This window comes from Delftia sp. WSY_7 (assembly GCF_043104845.1).
Lineage (GTDB): Bacteria > Pseudomonadota > Gammaproteobacteria > Burkholderiales > Burkholderiaceae_C > Comamonas > Comamonas tsuruhatensis.
Window position 1 is genome coordinate 133,719 of record NZ_JBICLB010000054.1, and the last position, 23,597, is coordinate 157,315.

Annotated in this window: 23 protein-coding genes and 1 pseudogene; 6 read left to right on the forward strand and 18 right to left on the reverse strand. The window is 64.4% G+C overall.

Features of this window, described 5'->3' with window-relative positions:
• Positions 1–45: 45 nt before the first annotated feature.
• From ACF8ME_RS26625 to ACF8ME_RS26635, 3 genes are all read left to right on the forward strand, one after another.
• Complete coding sequence (locus tag ACF8ME_RS26625) at positions 46–933, forward strand: LysR family transcriptional regulator (RefSeq protein ID WP_016450439.1); 888 nt, start codon at positions 46–48, stop codon at positions 931–933.
• A gap of 105 nt (positions 934–1,038) precedes the next feature.
• Positions 1,039–1,815: an SDR family oxidoreductase gene (locus ACF8ME_RS26630; RefSeq protein ID WP_016454678.1), complete on the forward strand. Its 777-nt coding sequence runs from the start codon at positions 1,039–1,041 to the stop codon at positions 1,813–1,815.
• Between the two features lie 732 nt (positions 1,816–2,547).
• On the forward strand, positions 2,548–2,973 hold the full coding sequence (locus tag ACF8ME_RS26635; protein WP_047469392.1) for a transcriptional repressor: 426 nt from the start codon (positions 2,548–2,550) through the stop codon (positions 2,971–2,973).
• A gap of 100 nt (positions 2,974–3,073) precedes the next feature.
• Here the strand turns inward: ACF8ME_RS26635 and ACF8ME_RS26640 are convergent, their stop codons facing one another.
• From ACF8ME_RS26640 to ACF8ME_RS26665, 6 genes are all read right to left on the reverse strand, one after another.
• Positions 3,074–4,438 carry a DUF3526 domain-containing protein gene (locus ACF8ME_RS26640; RefSeq protein WP_016450442.1) on the reverse strand — a complete coding sequence of 455 codons (1,365 nt, stop codon included), beginning with the start codon at positions 4,436–4,438 and terminating at the stop codon, positions 3,074–3,076.
• Positions 4,435–5,862, reverse strand: a complete 1,428-nt coding sequence (locus tag ACF8ME_RS26645; RefSeq protein ID WP_392418970.1) for a DUF3526 domain-containing protein — start codon at positions 5,860–5,862, stop codon at positions 4,435–4,437. The genes ACF8ME_RS26640 and ACF8ME_RS26645 overlap by 4 nt, the downstream gene beginning before the upstream one ends.
• Positions 5,859–6,746 (reverse strand): ABC transporter ATP-binding protein, encoded by an 888-nt coding sequence (locus ACF8ME_RS26650; protein WP_392418972.1) that lies wholly within the window; start codon positions 6,744–6,746, stop codon positions 5,859–5,861. The genes ACF8ME_RS26645 and ACF8ME_RS26650 overlap by 4 nt, the downstream gene beginning before the upstream one ends.
• Before the next feature lie 8 nt (positions 6,747–6,754).
• A complete protein-coding gene (locus ACF8ME_RS26655; protein ID WP_209673058.1) occupies positions 6,755–8,959 on the reverse strand; it encodes a TonB-dependent siderophore receptor in 2,205 nt (734 codons plus the stop codon).
• Between the two features lie 117 nt (positions 8,960–9,076).
• Positions 9,077–9,439 carry a hypothetical protein gene (locus ACF8ME_RS26660; protein WP_392418973.1) on the reverse strand — a complete coding sequence of 121 codons (363 nt, stop codon included), beginning with the start codon at positions 9,437–9,439 and terminating at the stop codon, positions 9,077–9,079.
• 132 nt (positions 9,440–9,571) lie between these two features.
• Positions 9,572–10,186: a TetR/AcrR family transcriptional regulator gene (locus ACF8ME_RS26665; RefSeq protein WP_016450638.1), complete on the reverse strand. Its 615-nt coding sequence runs from the start codon at positions 10,184–10,186 to the stop codon at positions 9,572–9,574.
• A 766-nt stretch (positions 10,187–10,952) separates the two neighbouring features.
• Between ACF8ME_RS26665 and ACF8ME_RS26670 the strand changes: the two genes are divergently transcribed.
• Entirely contained in the window at positions 10,953–11,231 is a 279-nt protein-coding gene (locus ACF8ME_RS26670) for an H-NS family nucleoid-associated regulatory protein (protein WP_016450637.1), read from the forward strand.
• A 66-nt stretch (positions 11,232–11,297) separates the two neighbouring features.
• Here the strand turns inward: ACF8ME_RS26670 and ACF8ME_RS26675 are convergent, their stop codons facing one another.
• From ACF8ME_RS26675 to ACF8ME_RS26705, 7 genes are read right to left on the reverse strand one after another with little or no spacing between them, the layout of a single operon-like run.
• Complete coding sequence (locus ACF8ME_RS26675; RefSeq protein ID WP_016450636.1) at positions 11,298–11,702, reverse strand: RidA family protein; 405 nt, start codon at positions 11,700–11,702, stop codon at positions 11,298–11,300.
• Positions 11,703–11,706: 4 nt separating this feature from the next.
• On the reverse strand, positions 11,707–12,159 hold the full coding sequence (locus tag ACF8ME_RS26680; RefSeq protein WP_016450635.1) for a thioesterase family protein: 453 nt from the start codon (positions 12,157–12,159) through the stop codon (positions 11,707–11,709).
• Between the two features lie 9 nt (positions 12,160–12,168).
• Complete coding sequence (locus ACF8ME_RS26685) at positions 12,169–13,809, reverse strand: AMP-binding protein (RefSeq protein ID WP_392418974.1); 1,641 nt, start codon at positions 13,807–13,809, stop codon at positions 12,169–12,171.
• 41 nt (positions 13,810–13,850) lie between these two features.
• Positions 13,851–15,020 (reverse strand): acyl-CoA dehydrogenase family protein, encoded by a 1,170-nt coding sequence (locus ACF8ME_RS26690; protein ID WP_392418975.1) that lies wholly within the window; start codon positions 15,018–15,020, stop codon positions 13,851–13,853.
• A 2-nt stretch (positions 15,021–15,022) separates the two neighbouring features.
• Positions 15,023–15,880, reverse strand: coding sequence for an enoyl-CoA hydratase family protein (locus ACF8ME_RS26695; RefSeq protein ID WP_012206272.1), 858 nt, complete (start codon positions 15,878–15,880; stop codon positions 15,023–15,025).
• Between the two features lie 42 nt (positions 15,881–15,922).
• Complete coding sequence (locus tag ACF8ME_RS26700) at positions 15,923–16,726, reverse strand: SDR family NAD(P)-dependent oxidoreductase (RefSeq protein ID WP_392418977.1); 804 nt, start codon at positions 16,724–16,726, stop codon at positions 15,923–15,925.
• On the reverse strand, positions 16,723–19,071 hold the full coding sequence (locus tag ACF8ME_RS26705) for a bifunctional salicylyl-CoA 5-hydroxylase/oxidoreductase (RefSeq protein WP_392418979.1): 2,349 nt from the start codon (positions 19,069–19,071) through the stop codon (positions 16,723–16,725). The genes ACF8ME_RS26700 and ACF8ME_RS26705 overlap by 4 nt, the downstream gene beginning before the upstream one ends.
• A 187-nt stretch (positions 19,072–19,258) precedes the next feature.
• On the opposite strand from ACF8ME_RS26705, the gene ACF8ME_RS26710 reads away from it, so the two are divergent.
• Entirely contained in the window at positions 19,259–19,513 is a 255-nt protein-coding gene (locus tag ACF8ME_RS26710; RefSeq protein ID WP_063325682.1) for a hypothetical protein, read from the forward strand.
• Positions 19,510–20,256: an enolase gene (locus ACF8ME_RS26715; protein WP_392418981.1), complete on the forward strand. Its 747-nt coding sequence runs from the start codon at positions 19,510–19,512 to the stop codon at positions 20,254–20,256. The genes ACF8ME_RS26710 and ACF8ME_RS26715 overlap by 4 nt, the downstream gene beginning before the upstream one ends.
• 19 nt (positions 20,257–20,275) lie before the next feature.
• On the opposite strand, the gene ACF8ME_RS26720 is transcribed toward ACF8ME_RS26715, so the two are convergent.
• The 5 genes and pseudogenes from ACF8ME_RS26720 to ACF8ME_RS26740 all read right to left on the reverse strand — a co-directional run.
• The gene (locus tag ACF8ME_RS26720) at positions 20,276–20,677 is read right to left on the reverse strand and encodes a hypothetical protein (RefSeq protein WP_392418983.1); all 402 of its coding nucleotides are present in this window, start codon (positions 20,675–20,677) and stop codon (positions 20,276–20,278) included.
• 176 nt (positions 20,678–20,853) lie between these two features.
• Positions 20,854–21,129, reverse strand: a complete 276-nt coding sequence (locus tag ACF8ME_RS26725; RefSeq protein WP_392418985.1) for a hypothetical protein — start codon at positions 21,127–21,129, stop codon at positions 20,854–20,856.
• 256 nt (positions 21,130–21,385) lie between these two features.
• On the reverse strand, positions 21,386–21,811 hold the full coding sequence (locus ACF8ME_RS26730) for a DUF6896 domain-containing protein (RefSeq protein ID WP_392418986.1): 426 nt from the start codon (positions 21,809–21,811) through the stop codon (positions 21,386–21,388).
• A 5-nt stretch (positions 21,812–21,816) separates the two neighbouring features.
• A pseudogene (locus tag ACF8ME_RS26735) lies at positions 21,817–22,023 on the reverse strand (RHS domain-containing protein); the annotation flags it as partial.
• Between the two features lie 504 nt (positions 22,024–22,527).
• On the reverse strand, positions 22,528–23,597 hold a 1,070-nt coding region (locus ACF8ME_RS26740), incomplete at its 5' end, for an RHS repeat-associated core domain-containing protein (RefSeq protein ID WP_392418987.1).

Sequence of the window (23,597 nt, forward strand, 5' to 3'; positions counted from 1 at the left end):
ATATATTTCCATTCTTCAAAATGGATTTATTCATACTGGATCGATATGGAAACCCGGCATCTGCGCTACTTTCTGGCGGTGGTGGACCAGGGCAGCGTCAGCCGCGCAGCCGACTGGCTGGGCATTGCCCAGCCCGCGCTGAGCCAGACCCTGGCCCGCATGGAGAAAGACCTGGGCGTGCAGCTGTTCCAGCGCTCGCGCCAGGGCGCCCTGCCCACGCCGGCCGCCCTGGCCATGCTGGATGACGTGCGCACCAGCGTGGCCCGCATAGATGCCGCCGCCAGCCGCGCGCGCGAGATCGCCAGGGGCAGTGCAGGCCAGCTCACCGTGGGCCTGGTGTCTTCGGCGCTGTTCGGCACCCTGCCCCGCGCCCTGCGCGCGCTGCGGCAGCAGGCGCCCGGCGTACGCGTCATCCTGCGCGAGATGAGCAATGCCGAGCAGGCCGAGGCCCTGCAGACCGGCGCCATCGACATCGGCCTCATGCACACACCCGTGGCCGTGGGCGGGCGCATGCGCGAGCGCCAGCTGCTGCGCGAGCGCCTGGTGGCCGCCGTGCCCGACGAATTCCAGATCGGCGAGGACGGCCAGGTCAGCCTGGCGCAGATCGCCGAGGCCGGGCTGGTCATGTACCCGCAGGCCCAGCTGCCCGTGCTGCATGCCGGCATCCTCGACGCGCTGCGCAAGGCAGGCCACGAAGCCCATGTGGCGCAGGAGGCCAACCGGACCCTCACCGTGCTGGCCTGCGTGGCCGGCGGCTGCGGCGTGGCACTGCTGCCCAGCTGGATACGCTCCATGGACTTTCGCGGCGTGCGATTTTGCGAAGTGCGCGATGGCCGGTCCCTGCCCAGCCTGGACCTCAGCGCCATCTGGCCCGCACGCTCCACGCCCACGCTGGCCGACCTGTTCGCACACCTGGACCTGGGCAAAGACTGAGTGCAGCCCGCATTGGCGCCGCACCGGTGCAAGAAACGGGATGCGCCCGCGCCTGCGCCGCACTACAAACCGCTTTCCCTCATTCACGGAAAGAAAAGGTGCCAGATGCAGCCATCGTCACAGCAACTCCACGGAAAAGTCGCCCTCATCACGGGCGCCAGCTCAGGCATAGGCCGCGAAGCCGCCAGGCTGTTCGCACGCCACGGCGCCAGGCTGGTGCTCACGGCCCGCCGCCAGCCGGAACTGCAGGCCCTGGTGGCGGAGATAGAGCAGGACGGCGGCCAGGCCATCGCGCTGGCCGGCGACGTGCGGGACGAGCCGCTGGCCCGGGCCCTGGTCGAAACCGCCACGGCGCGCTTTGGCGGCCTGGACATCGCCTTCAACAATGCCGGCATGACGGGCGATCCCTGCGCCCTGCCCGACCTGTCGCTGCAGGCCTGGCAGGAGGCCATCGCCACCAATCTCACCAGCGCCTTTCTGGGCGCCAAGCACCAGATACCGGCCCTGCTGGCACGCGGCGGCGGCTCGCTGATCTTCACCTCCACCTTCGTGGGCTACACGGCGGGCCTGCCCGGCATGGGCGCCTATGCCGCCAGCAAGGCCGGCCTCGTCGGCCTCACCCAGGTCATCGCGGCTGAATACGGCCCCCGCGGCCTGCGGGCCAACGCCCTGCTGCCCGGCGGCACCGACACGCCCATGGGCCGCGCCAGCACCCCCACGCCCGAGGCACGCGCCTTTGTCGAAAACCTGCACGCCCTCAAGCGCCTGGCTACACCGGCGGAGATTGCAGCGGCAGCGCTGTTCCTGGCGTCGGATGCATCCAGCTTCGTCACGGGAACGGCCATGGTGGTCGATGGCGGTGTGTCCATCCAACGGACTTGAAGCAAGGCCCCGCCAAAGCCGTCGCGGCAATGGCGGCCCGCTCGGATCTTCCGGTCGCCTGCGGCGGCTTTATCAGGGGAGTTTTGAAAGTGGCATTCCTGCCCCAATAATTCCCCTGGAAACGATGCTTGCGCTTTCGCTGTTCATTCCCGCATCGTGGCCAAGGAGCAGGCTGATGTTTTCTGACCACGCAATTCACGACGAAGCAACTGCTCGGCAAATGGTGCCCGGATGCTGAATCGACATGTGGTGACATGTACCATTACGGGATGGCCGCACCTTTCTTCCAGGGAATGGATGATGGACAAACGAGGTGCATTGAGGCAATCTGCTTGAATCGGTAATACACTGCCCATGCAATCCATTGCATCGCGTCTCCAGCAGTTACCGTCGGATTCAGGACCTGCGCGAAGTCCCGCACAACCCTTGTTTCAAGCACTCTTCAGACAATAGATCAATTACATCCCATTACAGCATTGTGGACGGCTATGGTATTTAACCTTCGCACAAGGTCCATCGAATGCTCACGACATATACTCGCGCAAAACCGCAAGAATGGAATACCTGTTGTCCGTCCGATGTGATTTTTCTCTTTGAAGAAAAGAACCGTTGCAGGGATTGCATCCCCATGCTTGCAGGAGCTACAGGCAGGCACAGTTCCATTTCGGCTGTGAGCGTTCGTGAACACTGATTAATCGCTTCGAGATTGTTATAGTAAATAACGGAACTACCATGACTAGACACACTCAGCCCATCGTGGAGCGCTTGTTCAGGCCAATGGAACGCTCGACCCGCCAGCGCAGTTCGATACGCACGGTCATGGAAGAGGCCGGGCGCCCCCTGCTCCCCGCTGAAATCCTGGGCGCAGCGCAGCGCGAAGTGCCGGCCATCGGTCTGGCCACGGTGTACCGCAACATCAAGCAATTGATGGAAGCCGGTGAGGTGCAGGCCGTGGACCTGCCCGGCGAAGCCACGCGCTACGAACTCAGCGGCCGCGCCCATCACCACCATTTCCGCTGCATGAGCTGCAACCGCGTGTTCAACGTGCCCGGTTGCCTTGGCGACATGCAGCGCATCGTGCCCGAAGGCTTTGTGGTGGAACGCCATGAGATGACGATGTACGGCGTCTGCAGCGACTGCCACCAGAACGTGCAGTAGCGGCGGGCCCCGGGCCTCAGGCCCAGGCATCGGCAAGCCGACAGCCATGGCGCAGGCCTTCCCTGCGCCATGGCTGTTTCTTTTTCCCCGGTCCGCTGCCTCAGCGCCTGCCCGGCCGCACGCGGCCTGCGGCAACGCCCCCGGCCAGCAAGGCCAGCGCAGCCACCGCCCAGAGCATCGCCACCTGACCCCAGGTCTGCGGCGCATGGCGCGGACTGGCCGTGAAGACCGGCTGCGCTGCAAAGTCCTTCGCGCCGAATGGACGGTCCTCGAACAGATAGGGGTAGAAGAAAGTCCGCAGCCGCGCATGGAAGGCGGCAATGTCGTCCTGGTAGGCCAGCTGCGCCAGCAGGTCGGTGCCGGCCTGGCGGTGCAATGCGGCCTGCACGCCCACGCCGGGCAGCAGCCAGCCCAGGCGCCCGGTCCAGGCCTGGCGCGCCTGCAGGCCTTCCCGATAGGCGGCGAACTGGGGGGCGACGCTTTCATCACCGAGCTGCTGGAAGGCGTAGTACCACTTCCAGTGAAAGCCCGCAGGCAGCGGCGCGGTGTTGCGCCATTCGGGGTGGTTGCGGAAGAAGCGCTCCATGGTCTGCTCGCGCGGCAGGTCCCAGGCACCATGCACGGTCTGGCGCTGGGCCAGCATCAGCTCCACGCCCTGGCTCACGGGCACGGCGCGCGACAGCGCGGCATTGGCCAGCGTGGGCAGCACCAGGGTCAGCACGGCCCAGCAGCCCATGAGGGCCATGGCGTTGGCCACCGAACTGCCGCCCAGCGTGGCGACCACCAGGCACAGCCCGCTCCAGAAGGCCACATAGGCCGTGGCGCTCAGCAGCACGGAGGCGATGGCGCCCGCCTGCGCCCCGCTGGCCAATGCCCCTGCCAGGGCCGGCAGCGCCAGGCATGCCAGCAACAGCACCGAACGCAGGCCCGCACGGCGCAGCCACAGCCGGCGCCCGCTGCCGGGCATGGCCTGAAGCGTGCCCAGGCGTCCCGATTCGCGCTCGCCCGAGACCAGGTCGTAGAGCAGTGCAATCAGGAACAGCGGCGCCAGGTAGACCAGCACAAATGCGAAGTCGAAGCGGCCCGCCAGCGCCAGTTCGGGGTTGAAGCTCTCGCCTTCATGCAGCTGCGCCTGCAGCGCCAGGGCACGCACGCGCAGCACATAGGGCGCGGCATCGCGCAGGCCCAGGGCGAGGAAGGCCGTGGACGACGGTGCATCCCAGGTGCTGTGAAAGCCGTAGTAGGCCACCGAGCCCGCATCGCCGGACTGTGCATGCCGACCTGCCTGGGCCGCCATTTCCTGCTGCTGCATTTGGGCCAGACGGTCCAGAGTCTGGCGCTGCGACGAGATCTCGCGCAGGCCCGACAGTACGGCCAGCGTGGACAACAACAGCAGCAGGGCCAGGGCGCACAGCGCCAGGCGCGAGCGCGTCAGAAGACGCCATTCATGTCGTAGCCAGCTCATCGCACCACCCTCCCCAGACGTTGCGTGGCCACCAGCAAGGCGGCCGCCAGCGCCGCCAGCCATCCCAGCAGCACGCAGGCTGCGGGTGCCGCGCGGCGCAAGGCCGCCAGCGGCGGATCGGGCTCGTGATGGAAGTCGGAGACGCCGCGCCAGTGCTCGTGGCTGATGCGGTTGTCTCGGCTGGAACGGTCACCCGCGTAGCTGAGCTTGTCCACCTGCAGCTGGTTGAGCGCCTGCACCATGCGGTAGCGATGCTGCTCGGCCTGCTCCAGAAAGCGCCGATAGCCTTGCAGGTCGGTGCCGGCCACGGCCATGGACAGGCGGCGCAGCGCAATCAAGGGGCTGACCAGGGCAAAGCCGTCGGCGCTGCGCAGTTGCCGGGCCTGCAGATCGAAGCTGGCCTCGGCATGGCGCCTGAAGAGCTCGCTGGTCAGCCGCTCGCCCTCCATGCCGACCAGGCCCTTGTAGTTGACGGGCAGATCCTCCACACGCGACACGCCGTACTGCGCAAGCACTTTGGCGCGAAAGGCGGCGAAGTAGGGATCGTCGGGATTGTGGCTGTCGCCCAGCGCCGCCAGCTCGCGCGCCGTGGCGATATCGGTCTCGAAGCGCGTGGGCAATGCCAGGGCCGCGCCCACCAGCTCCGGCGCCAGCCGGGGCACCAGCACCACGCCAATGGCCCAGGCGGCCAGCAGGGCCAGCAAGGCATCGCGCCCGCGCCGCATGAGGGCCGAGACCGCGGTGATGCCCACGGCCCACAGCAGCAGCCACAGCACATGGCCAGCCGCCAGCGCGGCCACCAGGCTGATGGACACGGGCGTGGCCACCGCCATCCAGGCCAGGGCCAGCAAGGCGGGCAGCAGCACCAGGGCCGCCACGCCCGTGAGCGCCAGCAGCTTGCCGGCCACGAACTGCCGCATGCCCACGCCCTGGGCCAGCAGCACGCGCAAGGTGCCGGCCTCGCGCTCTCGCGCGATGCAGGCATGGCCCACGAAGATCAGCAGCAGCGGTGCCAGCACCTGCAGCACAAAGGCCGGCGTGAGCTGGCCGAAGCGCAGCAGCAGCGACGACTGGCGCACATCGCCGAAGTTGGCGCTGTTCTGGCGGTGGCCTTCGAGAAACAGCGTGTGGCCGGTGTAGGCGTCTATGCCCGCATCGAAGGCCGCCAGCGGATTGAGCGGGCGGAACACGAAATGGCCGTAGTGCACCATGCGGTGCGGATGGCGGTCGGGCTGGGCCTCGAACTCATGGTCCACCTGCGACTGGTGGCGTTCGCGCTGGGCCTGGGCCGCGCTGCGCTGGTCCCAGGCGGTGAAGGCGGCAGTAGCACCGAGCAGCAGCCACAGCACCATGCCCAGCACGGCCACGCGGTCGCGCAGCAGCAGGCGCCATTCCTCGCGTGCAATGGTCCAGGCCGTGCTCATGCCGCGGCCCCCTGCACGCCTGCGTCTGCGTCTGCGTCTGCGTCTGCGTCTGCGTCTGCGTCTGCGTCTGCGTCTGCGTGTGCGTCTGCGTGTGCGTGTGCGTTTGCGTTTGCACTCGCACTCGCACCCGTACCTGTACCCGCGTAGTGGCGGTGCAGTGCCCGCACGTCAAAGCGCTCTTCCCCACGGGCCGCCACCTCCTCCACCAGCCTGCCGCCCGCGATGAAGCCCATGCGGTCGGCCACATCGGCCGCCCCCAGCAGGTCGTGCGTGACCATGAGAATGGCCACGCCCTGGCCGCGCAGCTGCGTGATCAGCCGGCTGAATTCGGCCGTGGCCTGCGGGTCCAGGCCCGAAGTGGGTTCGTCCAGCAGCAGTGCCGGCACCTTGCGTGCCAGCGCCAGCGCAATGGCCACCTTCTGCCGCATTCCCTTGGAAAAGCCCGAGACGCGCCGGTCATGCGCGGCCGCATCCAGCCCTGCAGCGGACAAGGCCTGGCCGATGGCATCCCTGCTGGCGGGCTGGCCCGCCAGGTCCAGCAGATAGGCCACGTTCTCGCGCGCGCTCAGGTGCTCGTACAGCGCCACGTTCTCGGGGATATAGGCGATCAGGCCGCGCGCCTGCGCGGCAGCCGTCACCGGGTCCACGCCCTGCACGCGCACCTGGCCGCTGCGCGGCCGCACAAAGCCCAGGAACAGGCTCAGCGTGGTGGTCTTGCCCGCGCCGTTGGCGCCCAGCAGCGCATAGATCTCGCCGGCATGCACGGCCAGGTCCAGGCCCTGGAGGATGGTGCGCTCGCCATAGTCCACCACGGCGCCCAGTGCTTGGAGCACGGGCGAGGAGGCAGAAGTGGGGTTGGAAGAAACAGGAAGGGATGGATGCATGGCGGGGCTCAGAACTTGGCTTGAAGGCCTACGGTGACGGTGCGGGCGGTGCCCGGCGTCACCCACAGCCGGCTGTACGAGCTGGTGTAGTAGGTCTTGTCAAAGAGGTTGTCCACGTCCAGCGTCAGGCGCAGCGTGGGGCTGATGCGCCAGTAGGCCACCAGCTTGGCGGTGGTGTAGCCGGGCAGATCGAAGGCCGCCTTGCCCGCGTCGGCCTCGGCCTGCGTGCGGGCCTGGCCCAGGCGCTTGCCCACGCGGGTGACGCCGCCGCCAATGCCGTAGCGCTGGCCGTTGGAGAAGGCGTTCTCGTAGACCGCCAGCACGCTGCCGTTGACCTTGGGCACGTTGAGCAGGCGCCCGCCCACTTCCAGCGTGTTGTCGCGCGAGATCTCCACGTCGTTGAGCACCAGGCTCGCATTCAGGCGCCAACGCTGCGTGACCTGGCCGGCAAAGTCGAACTCCAGCCCCCGGCTGCGGATCTCGCCGGCCGAGACCGAGTAGCCGGCGTTGCCCGGGTCGGCCGTCAGCACATTGCGCTTGCGGATGTCGAACAGCGCGGCCGTGGCACCCATGCGCCGGTCGGCGCTTTCCCACTTGGCGCCCAGCTCCATGGAGCGGCCGGATTCGGGACTGAAGCCCGCGCCGGCCACATCGACGCCCACGTTGGGCCGGAACGAGCGGCCCACGTTGGCATAGAAGGTCCATTGCGGCAGCGGCAGCCAGCTCAGGCCCAGGCGCGGAGAGGTCGAGGTCGGGTCCTGCTGCGTGGTCGCGCCCGTGCGGCGGTTGTGCAGCGACTGGTCATAGCGGTCCATGCGCAGGCCGGCCACCACGCGCCACTGGGGCGAGAGCTTGATGGCGTCCTGCAGGTAGAAGGCCGTGTTGCGCTGGCGCTCGAAGGTATCGGTATTGGCCGTGGGCACGGGTTGCGTGCCGCCGTAGACGGGGTTGTAGATATTGATGGCATAGGGATTGGCCGCCGTGGGGTTGGCGCGCAGCATCACCGTATCCATGTCGAAGCGAAAGCTCTCCAGGCCCAGCAGCAGCTCGTGTTCGACGGTGCCCGTTTTCACTGTGCCCTGCAGCTCGGCCTGCACGGCGATGTCGTCGGACTGGTAGTCGCGGAAACGCCGCTGGCGCGTCAGGTCGCCATTGGCCAGCAGCGCATGGGGTTCGGTGGAAAAGCCGTTGATCGAGGTCTCGCGGTAGGACAGGCCCAGGCGGCTGCGCCACTGCGCGCTCCACTCATGCGAGAGGATGAACTGGTGCGTGCGGTTTTCCACCGTCACATCGCCATCGCGCGGGTCGCCCAGGAAGCGGCTGCGCGAGATGGCGCCCAGGCGGTCGCCCACGGCCACCACGCCACGGTCCAGCGGCGTCTTGTGGCGCAGCAGCTCGCCCGAGTACTCCAGCACCGTATCGCGTCCCAGCTTCCAGGTGAAGGCCGGCGCAATCACCTGGCGGCTGGCGCCCACGAAGTCGCGGAAGCTGTCGCGGTCCTCCACGGCGATGTTGAGCCGGTAGGCAAAGTTCTCGCCAATCGGCCCCGTGCTGTCGAGCGCGCCGCGCCGCAGCCCGTAGCTGCCCGCATAGGCTTCCACGGAATGCGAAGGCGTCCACAGCGGACGCTTGGAGACGACGTTCAGCGTGCCGCCCGGCTCGCTGCTGCCGTAGAGCGCAGCGGCCGTGCCCTTGAGGAACTCGATGCGCTCCACGCCAGCCAGATCACGCGGCGCGTTGAAGCCGCGCCCCGAGGAAAAGCCGTTGAACAAGGTGGCCATGCCCACGTTCTGATCGCCGGGCAGGCCGCGAATGACGATGTTGTCCCACAGGCCGCCAAAGTTGTTCTGGCGCGAGACGCCGCCCACATAGTCCAGCACATCGTCGAGCTTGGTGGCTCCCAGGTCGTCCATGGCCTGGCGCGTGATCACGCGCACCGACTGCGGCAGCTCGCGCAGCGGCAGGTCGGTCTTGGCGCCTGCCGCCTCATCGGTGTGATAGGCGCCCGAGGCCGTGCGGCCCACGACTTCCACGGCAGGCAGCAGGGTCTGCTCCTGGGACGACGGCGCCGACGGCGCTGACGGCACGGATGCCGCAGTTTGTTCCTGGCCCTGGGCCAGCACGGGCGTGGAGAAGAAAGCGGCAGCGCTCAGGGCAAGCGGCAGCGGGCGAAGGCCGGGGAGCGGCTTCGCGAGGATGGAAAAGGCAGTCATGATGAAAACGGGCACGGGCGCATGCCGCCGGCATCAGAAGCCGGCGCGCGCAAACACGGACATGCCGCCAGCACCAACGGGTGCTGGCGGCAGAGAAGGAGAAAAGTGCTTGCGGATTCAGCGCGGCGGGTCGCGCGATGCAAAGGCCCAGCGGTTCTGCGAGGGGATGGCGCCGCCCACGGTGCGCGGCGGCACCCTCTCAGGCGGTGCGGCCACGGCCAGCGGCAGGCCGAAGTGCGGCAGCCAGGCCGCCGCATGCGGTGCATGGCCCATGCACCAGACGCAGACGGCTTCCGCGGCTTCCGCGGCTTCCGCCTTTTCACCGGCCGGCGCCTTGTCCTCGCAGCCGTTCAGGCCGGCAAACGCCTGGCCGGGCGCTGCCGCCGCCTGCCGGATATGCGTTGCGCCATGCAGGGGCATGCCAATGGCCGTGTTGAAGAACACGGCCAGCAATAGCAGGCGCAAAACAAGCAGACGCATAAGACGGCGATCTTACTATTGACAATTCAATATCGTTAACTGTCCGCCGGCATTTTCAGCATGGGCCCCGGAGACAGCGCGGCAATATGGCACAGGCATGTGACAGCCGACTGGCGATTTCCCGCATTGTGCCTATTGATCTGCGGGCCCCACGCCCCGGAAGAACATGTCGCAGATCTGGTCCGCCACCTTCTCCAGCGAGCCCTTGCGGGGGTTGAACCAGGACTGTATGGAGTTGATGCTGCCCAGGATCATGATGCGCGCCAGGTGGATGTCGGCATCGGCCCGCAGGCGGCCTTCGGCGCGCAGGTCTTCGAGCAGGCCGCTCCAGAATTTCTGGTGGCGCTCGCGGCGCTTGATCTGGCGTTCGCGCACCTTGTCGGGCAACTGGCCCAGCAGGCGGCCGTGGGCCAGGGCGAAGTCCCCATGCTTGATCAGGCCCGCCATCTGGCCCAGCACGGCTGCGCGGAAACGCTGCTCGGCCGTGGCGTCGGCGCCCAGCGCGGCAAGGCGCTCCTGCTGCTGGCTGATGATGCGGTTGCCGCCCTGCTCCATGACCTCGTCCACCAGCTCCTCCTTGGAGGCGAAGTGGTAGTAGATGCTGGCGGCCTCGATCCCGGACTGCTCGGCAATGTTGCGCATGGTGGTGGCAGAGTAGCCCTGCTCACCGAAGGTGCGGGCGGCCAGCTTGAGAAGGGTCTCGCGGGTCTCGTTGCCGTCGTGGGCGCTGGTCTGCCTTCTTGCCATGTCTGCCAGGGTGTGGAACGTTGTAGTGCGGCGATGCTAACAGGCTGTTGGTGGCACGCCAATCAAGCGTTCGGTAAGCGCCCGCTGCCTGGCGGGCATGGCCGGGCCGCGAAACTGCGCCTGAAGAATCAGCCCCAAAGGCATTCCCGGGACTGCAATGGCCTGGCAATCAACGGCTCATGAATTTACGCGATATCGACGGAAGATATTTCAAACCACGGCCAGGAATTCAATTCTCGCAATACAAAAAATCTATCCAGCCAATCGACAAGACAAATGAAACAACGCGTGTTAATCGCAAGATTAAATAGCAGAATCGAATCACATGTAATTTATTCTATAAATCGATAAATAAAATCGATTGATGAAACAAAATCAACAACCGCAACCGGTTCTGAAATGGGAACTTGTACGATCACCTCGTCGCGGCTGCCCTGCAAAAGCATGCCAGCACGCCCTCTCCAGAGGAGGAAGCGCCAACCACAATGCTCTGCAAATGTAACAAAGACGCAACAGCTTTTGTAAAGTGGCGGTTATCAAGATGCTGCTGGATATAATGCGGATCGCCTCGGAATATGCCCAGGCATGAGAAGAAGCTGTCTACACCCCATAGAACGCTCACATCATCAGTATTTATACTTACGGTGATATCTTCATCCCCCACTGCACATGCACCAACCTTGACCATTGCGTAAAGAGTTCCGGGTCGTTGTTCTTGCTGCGCAGTTTTCGACAAATAGCCGCACTTAGAAATTCTTCTATCAAGATGACTACATACCAAGAGCTGATTGCCCAGAAAAAACTGCTCGACCAGCAAATCGACGAGGCCCGCAAGCTGGAGTCCAAAGCGGCTCTGGCATCGGTGCAGGAACTGGTCCGGGAGTTTGGCTTCACGGCACAGCAGGTCTTCCCCTGGAAGCCCGATGGCAAGAAGAGCGCCCCCGCCAAGTACCAGGACCCCGAGTCCGGCAAGACCTGGACCGGCCGCGGCAAGCCGCCGAACTGGATCCTGGGCAAGGACCGCACCCTGTTCGAAATCAAGTGAGTCCCTGCCGCGCGTGGGCCCGCCTGCACGGCGGCGCACATGCGCGGGCACATGCTCAGAGGTGCGTCATGCAGGCACCACCGCCGTGACCTCGATCTCCACCTTGGCCCGGTCTTCCACCAGATCCGCCACCTCCACCGCCGTCATGGCGGGGAAATGCCGCCCGATCAGTTCGCGGTAGTGCTTTCCAATGGCCGGATAGGCCGCCACGTATTCCTGCTTGTCGGTCACATACCAGGTCATGCGCACGATGTGCTCGGGCCTGGCGCCGCCTTCGGCGAGGATGGCGACGATATTGGCCAGCGCCTGCCGCACCTGTCCGGCAAAGTCGTCCGTCTCGAATTGCTGCTGGCCGTTCCAGCCAATCTGGCCGCCGACGAACACCAGCCGGGAGCCGACCGTCATCTCGGTCAGGATGCCATTGGCATAGCCTCGGGGCGCCAGCCAGTCCGGGGGTTGCAGAGTCTTCATTGCTTCATCCTGTTCTCGTTGAATCCGTAAAACCGTCCTGCGGCACCAGATAGGCCTGCAGGCGCTCGCGCAGATCGGCCGGCAGTGGCGTGGCCTTCATGCTGCGCAAATCCATGGTGACGATGGTCATGCGCGCAGACAGCCGTCGCTGGCCGTCCGGCCCCTCGAAACGCACATCGAACTGGAACGATGCCCCGCCGATGCGGCGCACCTCCAATACCTGGCGCAGCGTGTCGTGCCAGCGGCTGGGCGCCGTGAAATCGCATTGCACCGACACCGTGGGCGTGCCCACCTGGCGCTGTACATGCAGGGTGTGGAATGGCAGGCCCATTCCCCTGTCGAACCATTCCTCCACCAGGTCGTTGACCATTTCGAAATAGCGCGGGTAAAAGACGATGCCGGCCGGATCGCAATGGCGAAACAGCACCTGCACCTGGCTGACGAAGGCGGAGGCCATGGCGCGCGCTCACGGCATCTTGCGCAGCACGAATCGCTGCAGCTTGCCGGTCTCGGTGCGCGGCAGGGCCGGCACGAAGACAATGGCGCGCGGGTACTTGTAGGGCGCAATGCTGGCCTTGACGAAGGCCTGCAGCGTGGCCGCCATGTCGTCGCCGGCCGCAAAGCCGGGCTTGAGCACCACAAAGGCCTTGACCACCTGGCCGCGCTCGTCGTCGGGTGCGCCGATCACGCCGCATTCGGCCACGGCCTCGTGGCGCAGCAGTGCGTCCTCCACCTCGGGGCCGGCGATGTTGTAGCCGGCCGAGATGATCATGTCGTCATTGCGCGCCTGGTAGAACAGATAGCCGTCGGCATCACGCACAAAGGTATCGCCGGGCAGGTTCCAGCCGTTTTGCACAAAGCGCTTCTGGCGCTCGTCGGCAAGATACCGGCAACCGGTCGGTCCCTTGATGGCCAGGCGGCCGGGCGTGCCGTCGGGCACGGGCTGCATGTCGTCATCCACCACCTGGGCCACATAGCCGGGCACGACCTTGCCGATGGCGCCCGCGCGCACCTCCTCGGGCGGGCTGGAGACAAAGACGTGGATCAGTTCGGTGCCGCCGATGCCGTCGATCATCTCGATGCCCGTGGCCTGCTTCCACAGCTGGCGCGTGGCGTCCGGCAGGGCCTCGCCGGCCGAGACGCTTTTCCTGAGTGACGACAGGTCGAAGCGCGCTGCCTGCGCCGCCATCTGCCGGTAGAAGGTGGGTGCGGTGAAGACGATGGTGGCGCGGAAATCCTGCACCAGCTGCAGCAGCCCTTCGGGCGTGAGCTTTTCGGCCAGCACGGTGCTGGCGCCCACGCGCAGCGGAAAGCACAGCAGCCCGCCCAGGCCAAAGGTGAAGGCCAGCGGCGGCGTGCCGCAGAAGATGTCGTCCGGGCCGGGCCGTATCACGTGACGCGGGAACAGGTCGCACATGGCCAGCACGTCGCGGTGGAAATGCATGCAGCCCTTGGGCGCGCCCGTGGTGCCGCTGGTGAAGGCGATGAGGCAGACATCGTCGGCCGCCGTGTCGCAGCAGGCAAAGGTGTCGGGCTTGGCTGCGGCCAGGGCGTCCAGCGCGTCGGCTGCGCCATCGTTGAAATACAGCACGCGCGAAAGGTCCGGGCAATGGTGTTCATGGCCGGGCTGCAGGCACAGCTGCACCTCGTCCTTGAGGCGCACATCGCACAGCACGGCCTGCACCCGGGCCTTGGCGATGATCTGCTGCAGCTCCTTGGCACGCAGCAGCGGCATGGTGGGCACCGTCACCAGCCCGGCCTTGATGGCGGCCAGCCAGGAAGCGGCCATCATGGCGTTGTTGGGGCCGCGCAGCAGCAGCCGGTTGCCGGGCACCAGCTGCAGGTCTTCCACCAGCACATGGGCGATGCGGTTGGTCAGCGCCTGCAGTTCGGCATAGGTCATGGCGGCCTGGTCCGCGCCCTGCCTCCAGCGCAGGGCCACGCGGTCGCCCTGGCCGCGCGCCACCATGGCATCGACCAGTTCGGCCGCGCAGTTCAGGCGTTCGGGATAGGCCACGTCCGGCCCGTCGAGCAGGAACTCGGGCCATTGGTCGGGCGGCGGCAGGTTGTCCCGGGCGAAAGTATCGATGTGGGCGGAGGCTTGCATGCGATGTTCCCTGGCTTTGCGTTGAATGGGCAGCCTGCCGCTCAGGCCTTGAGCAGCTCGCGCGCGATGATGAGTTTTTGCACCTCGGTCGCGCCCTCGTAGATGCGCAGCGCGCGGATTTCGCGGTACAGCGTCTCCACCGGCATGCCCGAGACCACGCCCGCCCCGCCGAACATCTGCAGCGCACGGTCGATCACGGCCTGGGCCGATTCAGTGGCCGTCATCTTGGCCATGGCCGCCTCGCGCGTGGTGCGCGTCTTCTTCACATCGCGCATCCAGGCGGCCCGGTAGGTCAGCAGGGCCGATGCGTCGATGGCCGTGTCCATGTCGCCCAGCGCGGCCTGGGTCAGTTGCAGGTCGCCCAGGGTCTGGCCGAACATGCGGCGTGACTTGGCGCGTGCCAGGCCTTCGTCCAGCGCGCGGCGCGCAAAGCCCAGTGCGGCGGCGGCCACCGAGGCGCGGAAGATGTCCAGCGTCATCATGGCCAGCTTGAAGCCCTGCCCCGGCTCGCCCAGGCGCTGCGACACGGGTATGCGGCAGTTGTCGAAGCGGATGGTGGCCAGCGGGTGCGGCGCAATCAGTTCGATGCGCTCGCCGATCGAAAAGCCCGGCGTGTCCGCATCGACCACGAAGGCGCTGATGCCGCGCGCCCCGGGTGCCTCGCCCGTGCGGGCGAACACGCAGTAGAAGTCGGCAATGCCGCCGTTGGAGATCCAGGTCTTGGCACCGTTGAGCACATAGTGGTCGCCTTCGAGCCGCGCCTCGCAGGCCATGGCGGCCACGTCGGAGCCGGCATCGGGCTCGGACAGCGCAAAGGCCGCAATGGCCTCGCCACGCGCCACGCGTGGCAGGTAGCGCTGGCGCAGCGCGTCCGACCCCATGAGCGATATCGCACCGCTGCCCAGCCCCTGCATGGCAAAGGCGAAGTCGGCCAGGCCTTCATGGCGGGCCAGGGTCTCGCGCAGGATGCAGACCGCGCGCGAGTCCACCTCGGGCAAGGCCCCGCCCCAGGCGCCGCCGGGGCCGGACGGCACGGCATAGCGCAGCCAGCCGGCCTGGCCCAGGGCCTTCACCAGTTGGCGGCAGGCTGCATCGGCATCGTGGTGGTCCACATCGCCCAGGAATTGGGCGCACCAGGCATCGGCCTCATGCGCCAGCGTGCGGTGGGCGTCGTCGAAGAAAGGCCAGTCCAGCCAGGAGGAATCACGCATTTTCAGTTTCCTTCGAAGACGGGCTTTTGCTTGGCCACGAAGGCCTCGTAGGCGCGGTGGAAATCGCGCGTCTGCATGCAGATGGCCTGGGCCTCGGCTTCGGCCTCGATGGCCTCGTCCACGCCCATGTTCCATTCCTGGTGCAGCAGCTTCTTGGTCACGCCATGGGCAAAGGTGGGGCCGGCGGCCAGCTGGGCGGCCAGCGCATGGGCGGCTTCGCCGATCTGTTCGGCGCCATGCAGGGCATTGAAGAAGCCCCAGGCAGCGCCCTCCTCGGCCGTCATGGCGCGGCCCGTGTACAGCAGCTCGGAGGCGCGGCCCTGGCCGATCATGCGCGGCAGCAGCGTGCAGGCGCCCATGTCGGCACCGGCCAGGCCTACGCGGGTGAAGAGAAACGCCGTGCGCGCCGCGGGCGTGCCCAGGCGCATGTCGGCCGCCAGCGCGACCATGGCGCCCGCGCCCGCGCAGATGCCGTCCACGGCCGCCACGATGGGCTGCGGGCAGGCGCGCATGGCCTTGATCAGGTCGCCCGTCATGCGCGTGAAGTCCAGCAGCTCGGGCATGCTCATCTTGGTGAGCGGGCCGATGATCTCGTGCACATCGCCGCCCGAGCAGAAATTGCCGCCCGCGCCCGTGACCACCACGGCCTTGATGTCGGTGGCATAGACCAGGGCGCGGAACAGGTCTCGCAGCTCGGCATAGGAGCCGAAGGTCAGCGGGTTCTTGCGCTCGGGCCGGTTCAGGGTGATGGTGCCGATCTTGCCGTCGGCCGATACCTGCCACACAAAGGTCCTGGCCTCGTAGCCGGCCAGGGGGCGCTTGTGGTGCTTCATGCTGTGTTCTTCGGGCTGGGTGCTCATGGTGTCTCCATCAAGAATTCAGAAAACGGGGGTGGACCGGGTTCAGCCGGTCATCACCTCGCCGCCATCGACGGCAATGGACTGGCCGTTGACCGAGGCGGACGCCGGCAGGGCCAGCCAGGCCACGGTCTCGGCCACTTCCTCGGGCTGGACCAGGCGGCCCTGCGGGTTGCGTTCGGCCAGCCTGGCACGGGCCTCATCCGCCGTCATGCCGGTCTTGTCCACGATGTTGGCCACGGCGCCGCGCACGATGTCGGTCTCGGTATAGCCGGGGCAGACGGCGTTCACCGTCACGCCCTTGCCCGCCGTCTCCAGCGCCAGCGAGCGCGTGAGGCCGATCACGCCATGCTTGGCCGCGCAATAGGCGCTGACATAGGCATAGCCGATCAGCCCTGCCGTGCTGGCCACATTGATGATGCGGCCCCAGCGCGCAGCCAGCATGCCCGGCAGCGCGGCCTGCATGCAGTGGAAGGTGCCTGTGAGATTGACGGCCAGCATCGCCTGCCACAGTGCGGCATCGGTGCGCTCGAACTTCTGGCTGCTGGCCTGGCCCGCGTTGTTGACCAGCACCTGCACGGGGCCGAAGGCCGCCTCGGCCTGCGCGAAGGCCTGGCGCACCGAGACCTCGTCGGCAATATCCGCCTGCACGGACTGCACCATCTGTGCTGCCGGTGCCGTGCCGCCCAGCTCGCGCACGGCAGCCTCCAGCGCTGCACCATCGCGTCCCAGCAGCGTGACCCGCGCGCCGCGCGCCAGCAGCGCCCGCGCGCAGGCCATGCCTATGCCGCGCGCCCCGCCCGTCACCAGGGCATGCCGTCCTTCCAGGGGTCGTGAATTTGGGGTCATTTGAGATCCAACTGCGCCATGGCGGCGGCGCGTTCGAAGTTGGTTTCCAACTGGCGCTTGCCGGGCTGGTACTGCGGCGGCCAGTCCACATCATGGGCGCCCAGGCGTGCGGCCTCGCGCAGCGTCCAGGCGGCATCGGCCAGGTGCGGACGCGCCAGCGCGCACAGGTCGGCCCGGCCCGAGGCGATGATGGCGTTGGCATGGTCGGCCTCGAAGATGGCGCCCACGGCAATGGTCGGTATGCCGGCCTCGTTGCGCACGCGGTCGGCAAACGGCGTCTGGTACATGCGGCCGTACACCGGCTTCTGGTCGGGGCTGACCTGGCCCGAGGAGCAGTCGATCATGTCGGCGCCCGCCGCCTTGAAGCGGCGTGCGATCTCCACCGCATCGTCGGGCGTGATGCCGCCCTCCACCCAGTCATGGGCCGAGATGCGCACCGACATGGGCTTGTCCTGCGGCCAGGCTGCACGCACCGCCTCGAACACCTCCAGCGGAAAGCGCAGGCGGTTGTCCAGGCTGCCGCCATATTCGTCGTCGCGCCGGTTGGTCAGCGGCGAGATGAAGCTGGACAGCAGATAGCCGTGCGCGCAGTGCAGCTCCAGCCAGTCAAATCCCGCTGCCGCAGCGCGCCGCGTGGCGGCCACGAAGTCCTCGCGCACGCGGTCCATGTCGGCGCGGGTCATGGCGCGGGGCACTTGCGAGAGCCCCTCCAAGTACGGCAGTGCCGACGCCGACAGCAGCGGCCAGTTGCCCTGCTCCAGCGGATGGTCGATCTGCTGCCAGCCCAGTTGGGTAGAACCCTTGCGGCCCGCATGCCCCAGCTGCATACCAATGTGCGCCCCGCCCTGCGCGTGCACAAAATCAACGATGCGCGCAAAGGCCTGCGCCTGCTCGTCGTTCCACAGCCCGGGGCAGCCGGGCGTGATGCGTGCATCAGGCGAGGTGCAGGTCATCTCCACCATCACCAGGCCCGCGCCGCCCATGGCGCGCGCGCCCAGGTGCACCAGGTGGAAGTCGCCAGGCACGCCGTCGGTGCAGGAATACATGGCCATGGGCGAGACCACGATGCGGTTCTTCAGCCGCAGGCCGCGCGCCTGGTAGGGCGTGAGCATGGGCATGGGCGGGCGGCGGCCTGCGGGCACGGTCTCGCCCGCATGCTCGGCAATCCAGCGCTCGAAGCCCTGCAGCCAGGCGGCATCGCGCAGGCGCAGGTTCTCGTGCGAGATGCGCTGCGAGCGCGTCAGCAGCGAATAGGCGAACTGCTCCGGCTCCAGGCCCGCATAGCGCTCCACGTTCTCGAACCATTCCGTGGAATTGCGCGCCGCGTTCTGGATCTTGAGCACCTCCACGCTGCGCACCTCCTCGTAGTGGCGCAGGCCGGCCTCGATGCCCCCCGCAGACCGCAGGCTGCGCGCCAGCTCGATCGCATCCTCCAGCGCCAGCTTGGTGCCCGAGCCAATCGAGAAATGCGCCGTGTGCGCGGCATCGCCCATCAGCACCACGGGCACGCTGCGCGGGCCGCGCAGCGTGTCCAGCGCATTCCAGTGCACCCAGGTATTGCAGATCACGCGCGGAAAGCGGATCCAGATGGCCGAGCCGCGCAGGTGCGTGGCATTGCTGACCAGGGCATGGCCGTCCAGCCAGGGGGCGAACAGCTTCTCGCAATAGGCAATGCCCTCTTCCTGGCTCATCTGCTCTATGCCGGCGGCCTGCCAGGTCTCCTCGGGCGTCTCCACGATGAAGGTGGACATGCCGTCTTCATAGCGGTAGGCATGGGCCTGGAACCAGCCGTGCTCGGTCTGCACGAAGGCGAAGGTGAAGGCATCGAACACCTTGGTCGTGCCCAGCCACACGAAGCGGCAGCGGCGCTGGTCGATATCGGGCCGAAAGGTATCGGCATAGCGCGTGCGCACCTGGCTGTTGATGCCGTCCGAGGCGATGACCAGGTCGGCGTCGTACTCGCGCGCCATCGCCTGGTCGTCCTGCACGAAGTTCTCGAACACCAGCTTCACGCCCACGTCCTCGCAGCGCGCCTGCAGGATGTTGAGCAGCTTCTTGCGGCCTATGCCGATGAAGCCATGGCCGCTGCTGCGCAGGCTCCGTCCCTTGAAGTGGATGTCGATATCGTCCCAGTGGTTGAAGGCGTCACCAATCGTGCGGGCCGACACCGGATCGGCCTCGCGCAGGTTGTCCATGGTGGCGTCCGAGAACACCACGCCCCAGCCAAAGGTGTCGTAGGGCCGGTTGCGCTCCACCACCGTGACCTCGTTGGCGGGGTCCTGCAGCTTCATCAGCAGGCCGAAGTACAGGCCGGCGGGACCTCCACCGATACAGACGATCTTCATACCGCAAACCCTTTTCTCGCAGGGCGACGGCACAGGACGCCCCAGGTTCAGAATCCAGGCCCAAGAACTTTAAGCCTGAATAGTTTAGGTTTGAAATATATAGACGAAACGCCGGCACGAACCTAGGGAGAACACGCATGAGCCCCTCGACAGCCGCTACGATGCCGGATCGCCAGGAGGATCTCCCTTGGAAAAATACCGGTTCAATGTCTTCGGCCGCATCATCGCCATCGAACGCGCGCAGGCCCAGTGGCGCTGCTTCAACGTCGGCGCCGACGGCAAGCGCGCCCCCGCCCTGCTGGCCATTCCCTGCGATGTCACCCACGCCGAACTGGCGCAGTACCTCTACGACATCTATCACGAGAGCGCAGCCGCATCGGACCAGGACATCTTCGAGATCACCCCCGGCACCACCATCCCCTCACCCAGGAGTCCCTCTTGACCCAGCAAACCGAAGTCCGCGAACTGAAGCCGGGCCTCACCCCCTTTCCCGCCGCCGCCGACATCTTCGTGACCGACCAGCCCTGGCTGGCCGAGCACCTGCTGCCGCTGATCTCCATCGACCTGGGCCTGGTGCGGCCCGAACTGGCCGGCACCGTGGTCCACATGCTGTGCCCCGTCGAGCCCTTCGAAGGCTGCATAGGCGATGAGACCGAAGCCCACCACAACGCCTTCACCGCCCCCAACTGGTTTGCGCTGGAGCTGACGCCCGACAACCGCTACCGCTTCCTGGGCAACGAAGGCTTCTTCCAGCGCGCGCCGCAGCATGGCGGCCAGTTCACCAAGGATGCCTTCGCCTGCGAGCACACCGACGAAATGCTGGCCAGCCACGCCAAGGCCAGTGCCTACTACGCCGAGCACGGCCGCCTGGCCAGCTACTCGCGCTACGGCAAGGGCGAGCCCATGGAGCAGGACTACCTGGACAGCCTGGGCGGCGGCATCTGGTACGGCAACTGGACCAGCTACCCGCCCATTCCCCCGGCCTTCCAGCTGGACGAAGCGGAAAATGCCGGCATGGGCGATGAACTGGAAGACGACGGCATCCGCATCACCCGCGACGGCAAGCCCTTCTTCCACGTGGCCAACGTGGCCGGCTACAACTGGTGCGCCACGGGCGCGGACAGCATCCTGCTGTTCTACGAGCCGGAAAGCCGTACGGTGCTGTTCACCTTCGACTGGACCTGAGCCGGCCGAGCAGCGCCGCTCAGACGCGGCCCTGCTCGGGCGTGACGATCAGATGCGCCAGCAGCGGGCGGATGCGATCGTCCTGGTAGTAGCCGCCGTATTCCGTGTAGCGCAGAAAGGCGGCATGGCAATGGTGGCAGCGCCAAAGCGTGCAGCGGTTGTACGGGTGCCAGCCCAGGGCGATGGGAGCATCCGGCGACCACTGGTTCGTGCCCTGTGGGTAATATTCATCGAGCAATTCCCGTGTCTCCGGCGTGCCCAGCGCACCAACCTGCTGCAGATGCGAAGTCTTGTCCGCCCCCGACAAGGACTCCCAGCCCGGCCTCCACAGCACAGCACAGTCCGTGCATCGCTGCTGCTCGGCCGCCGCTGCGGCGAAGGCTCTCAATTCGGGTTCGGGAAGGGGGGTTGAAGTTGTCATGGAACGGTGCCTTGGTTTCCATGGATTGTCCGGCAGGTTTGGGGGCGGGCTACCGGCGTGGAAAACATCTTGCTACTCCACGAACCTGGAAACGCTACGGTACTCTTCACCACCGACTGGACATCACGATCAGCCATGGCCTTGCCCCGGGTAGTCGGCTGGCAGGCATGCCCGTGTCAATCCAGCGGCTCGGGGCAGCCAGCGGCGTTGCTCCCCTCCAGACAATCGAACGCCCTTTCGGCACAGGCCTCCACTCTCGTCCATTCGCCAACTTGCATGTAGAAGCTGTCCGGCATCTCCCTGCCGTACGCCTCAAAGACGGCATTGATGGCATCCACCAACTGCCCCATCAGTGCTGCCTCCTGCTCATCGAGAAGAATTTCACCGATCGCCATACGAGCATCGCTACCAAGATCCGTATCGTCAAAAAATGAAATGTGTGGCCAAATCAAGATGGTCGTATTGAACGTCTGCAGGAAAGTCCTGATTCACCCAGGCTTTCATTTGATACTTCAAATCCTTGAGTTTCCTCAAATATCCGAGCAATTCCATCCTCATTTCAGGATATTTCAAGCGAGGCATCTCAATATCTTCCTATCATGTTACCCGCCGATTGTGAGTAGCCCTGGAGCTTGTTATGCATTTTATAAAATCAATAAGATTTTATCCCCTTTATTAACTAGATTAACAATTAAATTAATGACAGCATTAAGATGAAAGTAACTTATAATACCCCGTCGGCAGCACCTTCACGATCTCTCCTGTAGATTCCAAATAAATCAAGGCTGATTTAATTGCATCATCAGCATATTGGTTTTTGAAATTAAATCCAATCGATTTAAAATAGAAGAATAATCTATTTGCGCTAAAAAAATCTCCATTCGACAGGAAATAATCATTTATATCAATAACCGCACCTTCATGAGAGAACTCATAACCACATCCATGCTTTTTAAATTCCCATTTATTCATTTCTTCATCAAAAACAAATCCGCTGCGAGGAAGAAATTCTATATTTGATAGCTTCACAAGATCACTATGGGCTCTGATGAAAGAAAGATGTAGAATCTCCTGTTTTTCTACATATTTTTTTATGCCAAAAGCAATATTTTTAATAAGGGAATAATCTACCATAATCAATACCTTGTTCTATTTGAACGAGCAGCGGCGGCGTCTTGAGCCTGCTCCGGCAGCCGCATCGCCTGGTGGATGCCTTGCGGGTTGTATTCCTGCAGCACATTGCCCCAAGGGTCCAGCTTTACGGCCCAGGTCACCTGGCCGGTCTGGTCGGTCAGGGCCATGGGTGTGCCCAGGCGGTCGCAGCGGTAGTGATAGATGGCGATGCGCTATTGCTGTTCTCTTTTTTCTCTGCAGTTGCATCTACATATATTGCATGAATGTGCGTGGCACATTGGAACTGCTAGCCCTAGCAGGGCCAAGGTGTCTGCAGCTACGATTCTGGGTGTAGTGCAGGCATATTTTGCCACTACTTGAATAAAAATATCATTGCACGCTTATTGATATTTTGAATTCTTCGCGGGTTTTTAAGCATTATTAAATAATGCAAAATATAAAAAAAATACACCAGAGAAGAAATACGGAATTAAATAGAATAAAAAGAAAATGAAATAACCTCTAGTATTTTTTCTTCTTAGTTCCTTTGAGCCTGCGCCAAATATATACAATCCACAAAAAATGTAAAACAAGAAACTAAATAATAAACTTACACTATTCTCGAATAAATTAATAACTAGCATTAAATTCATCAGAATAGATACAATTCCAGCATATATATCTGAATATTTTTCAAAATGCACTAAAGATGATTTATGATCTATTTTCATTGATTTCTATTTCTTGCAAATGGACGACCCGGAGTTCATCATGCTTTGCGCAGCAGTCGCTCCTTGCAATACATCCAGAGCAGTGTTTTGCCGGGGAGTGAACATACTGCTGACAGGCTGTTTCCATGGTGGGTCCACATCCATGCCCCATTTTATTGGTAGTTTTATTTTATTATTAACTGGAATCTTTCCAACAGCCAAATCCAAGCTTAAATCCATCACATCTGCAACCCCTCTGCCTGCATCATTGCATCCAGCAGCACAAACGAGTGCACGAGGCAATGAAGATTGATCGCTCGGTATATCGTAGCTTGGGTAATCGCTCAAGGCTCTTGTAAATCCATACCAGCTTGCACCAAAACCATATACAGATTTTGAAAGCACGGCAGATCCAGCCACTTTTGTTACCAGGGTCGGCTCTGGTGCCGCCAGCAAGGCGCCGCCAACGATTGCACCGCCCGCGTTCCCTAAAATTCCTAACCCATTATTCACTGCATCAGCCCACCTCACTAATCCCAGTGGATCAATCCATTGCAATGGATCTGGCGCATACACTGATATGTTCGTTCCTCCATTCAACCCAATCAGATCCTGATTGATATAACTCCCCACCACCGGATCGTAATACCGATGCCGGTTGTAATACAGCCCCGTTTCCCTGTCATGGTGCTGCCCCGGCAGCCGGATTGCCTGGTGGATGCCTTGCGGGTTGTACTCCTGCAGCACATTGCCCCAGGGGTCCAGCTTGGCCGCCCAGGTGACTAGCCCCCGTTGGTCGGTCAGGGCCATGGGCGTGCCCAGGTGGTCGCAGTGGTAGTGGTGGATGGCGATGCGGGCGTGCTGTTCTTTTTCCTGTTCCTGCAACTTGGCCTGCATGCCGCTGAGCATGCGGGCCGTGCCCTCGGCCTGTTCGCCCAGCATGGCCTGGGCGCCGGGCGGCAGGCCGTGGTCCAGGGTGTGGCGCAGGTGGCGGGCCGCGTCTTGCTGCATGTCGCGCGGCATGGCGTCGAGCATGGTTTGCATCAGGGCCAGGGCCGGCGCGTGGTTGGGGTCGTCCGGGTCAGGCAGGCCTGCGG

Bases quoted from the DNA above. Each gene is read 5' to 3' on its own strand.
- ACF8ME_RS26625 (WP_016450439.1), top strand. From the start codon at position 46: ATGGAAACCCGGCATCTGCGCTACTTTCTGGCGGTGGTGGACCAGGGC.
- ACF8ME_RS26630 (WP_016454678.1), top strand. From the start codon at position 1,039: ATGCAGCCATCGTCACAGCAACTCCACGGAAAAGTCGCCCTCATCACG.
- ACF8ME_RS26635 (WP_047469392.1), top strand. From the start codon at position 2,548: ATGACTAGACACACTCAGCCCATCGTGGAGCGCTTGTTCAGGCCAATG.
- ACF8ME_RS26640 (WP_016450442.1), bottom strand. From the start codon at position 4,438: ATGAGCTGGCTACGACATGAATGGCGTCTTCTGACGCGCTCGCGCCTG.
- ACF8ME_RS26645 (WP_392418970.1), bottom strand. From the start codon at position 5,862: ATGAGCACGGCCTGGACCATTGCACGCGAGGAATGGCGCCTGCTGCTG.
- ACF8ME_RS26650 (WP_392418972.1), bottom strand. From the start codon at position 6,746: ATGCATCCATCCCTTCCTGTTTCTTCCAACCCCACTTCTGCCTCCTCG.
- ACF8ME_RS26655 (WP_209673058.1), bottom strand. From the start codon at position 8,959: ATGACTGCCTTTTCCATCCTCGCGAAGCCGCTCCCCGGCCTTCGCCCG.
- ACF8ME_RS26660 (WP_392418973.1), bottom strand. From the start codon at position 9,439: ATGCGTCTGCTTGTTTTGCGCCTGCTATTGCTGGCCGTGTTCTTCAAC.
- ACF8ME_RS26665 (WP_016450638.1), bottom strand. From the start codon at position 10,186: ATGGCAAGAAGGCAGACCAGCGCCCACGACGGCAACGAGACCCGCGAG.
- ACF8ME_RS26670 (WP_016450637.1), top strand. From the start codon at position 10,953: ATGACTACATACCAAGAGCTGATTGCCCAGAAAAAACTGCTCGACCAG.
- ACF8ME_RS26675 (WP_016450636.1), bottom strand. From the start codon at position 11,702: ATGAAGACTCTGCAACCCCCGGACTGGCTGGCGCCCCGAGGCTATGCC.
- ACF8ME_RS26680 (WP_016450635.1), bottom strand. From the start codon at position 12,159: ATGGCCTCCGCCTTCGTCAGCCAGGTGCAGGTGCTGTTTCGCCATTGC.
- ACF8ME_RS26685 (WP_392418974.1), bottom strand. From the start codon at position 13,809: ATGCAAGCCTCCGCCCACATCGATACTTTCGCCCGGGACAACCTGCCG.
- ACF8ME_RS26690 (WP_392418975.1), bottom strand. From the start codon at position 15,020: ATGCGTGATTCCTCCTGGCTGGACTGGCCTTTCTTCGACGACGCCCAC.
- ACF8ME_RS26695 (WP_012206272.1), bottom strand. From the start codon at position 15,880: ATGAGCACCCAGCCCGAAGAACACAGCATGAAGCACCACAAGCGCCCC.
- ACF8ME_RS26700 (WP_392418977.1), bottom strand. From the start codon at position 16,726: ATGACCCCAAATTCACGACCCCTGGAAGGACGGCATGCCCTGGTGACG.
- ACF8ME_RS26705 (WP_392418979.1), bottom strand. From the start codon at position 19,071: ATGAAGATCGTCTGTATCGGTGGAGGTCCCGCCGGCCTGTACTTCGGC.
- ACF8ME_RS26720 (WP_392418983.1), bottom strand. From the start codon at position 20,677: ATGACAACTTCAACCCCCCTTCCCGAACCCGAATTGAGAGCCTTCGCC.
- ACF8ME_RS26730 (WP_392418986.1), bottom strand. From the start codon at position 21,811: ATGGTAGATTATTCCCTTATTAAAAATATTGCTTTTGGCATAAAAAAA.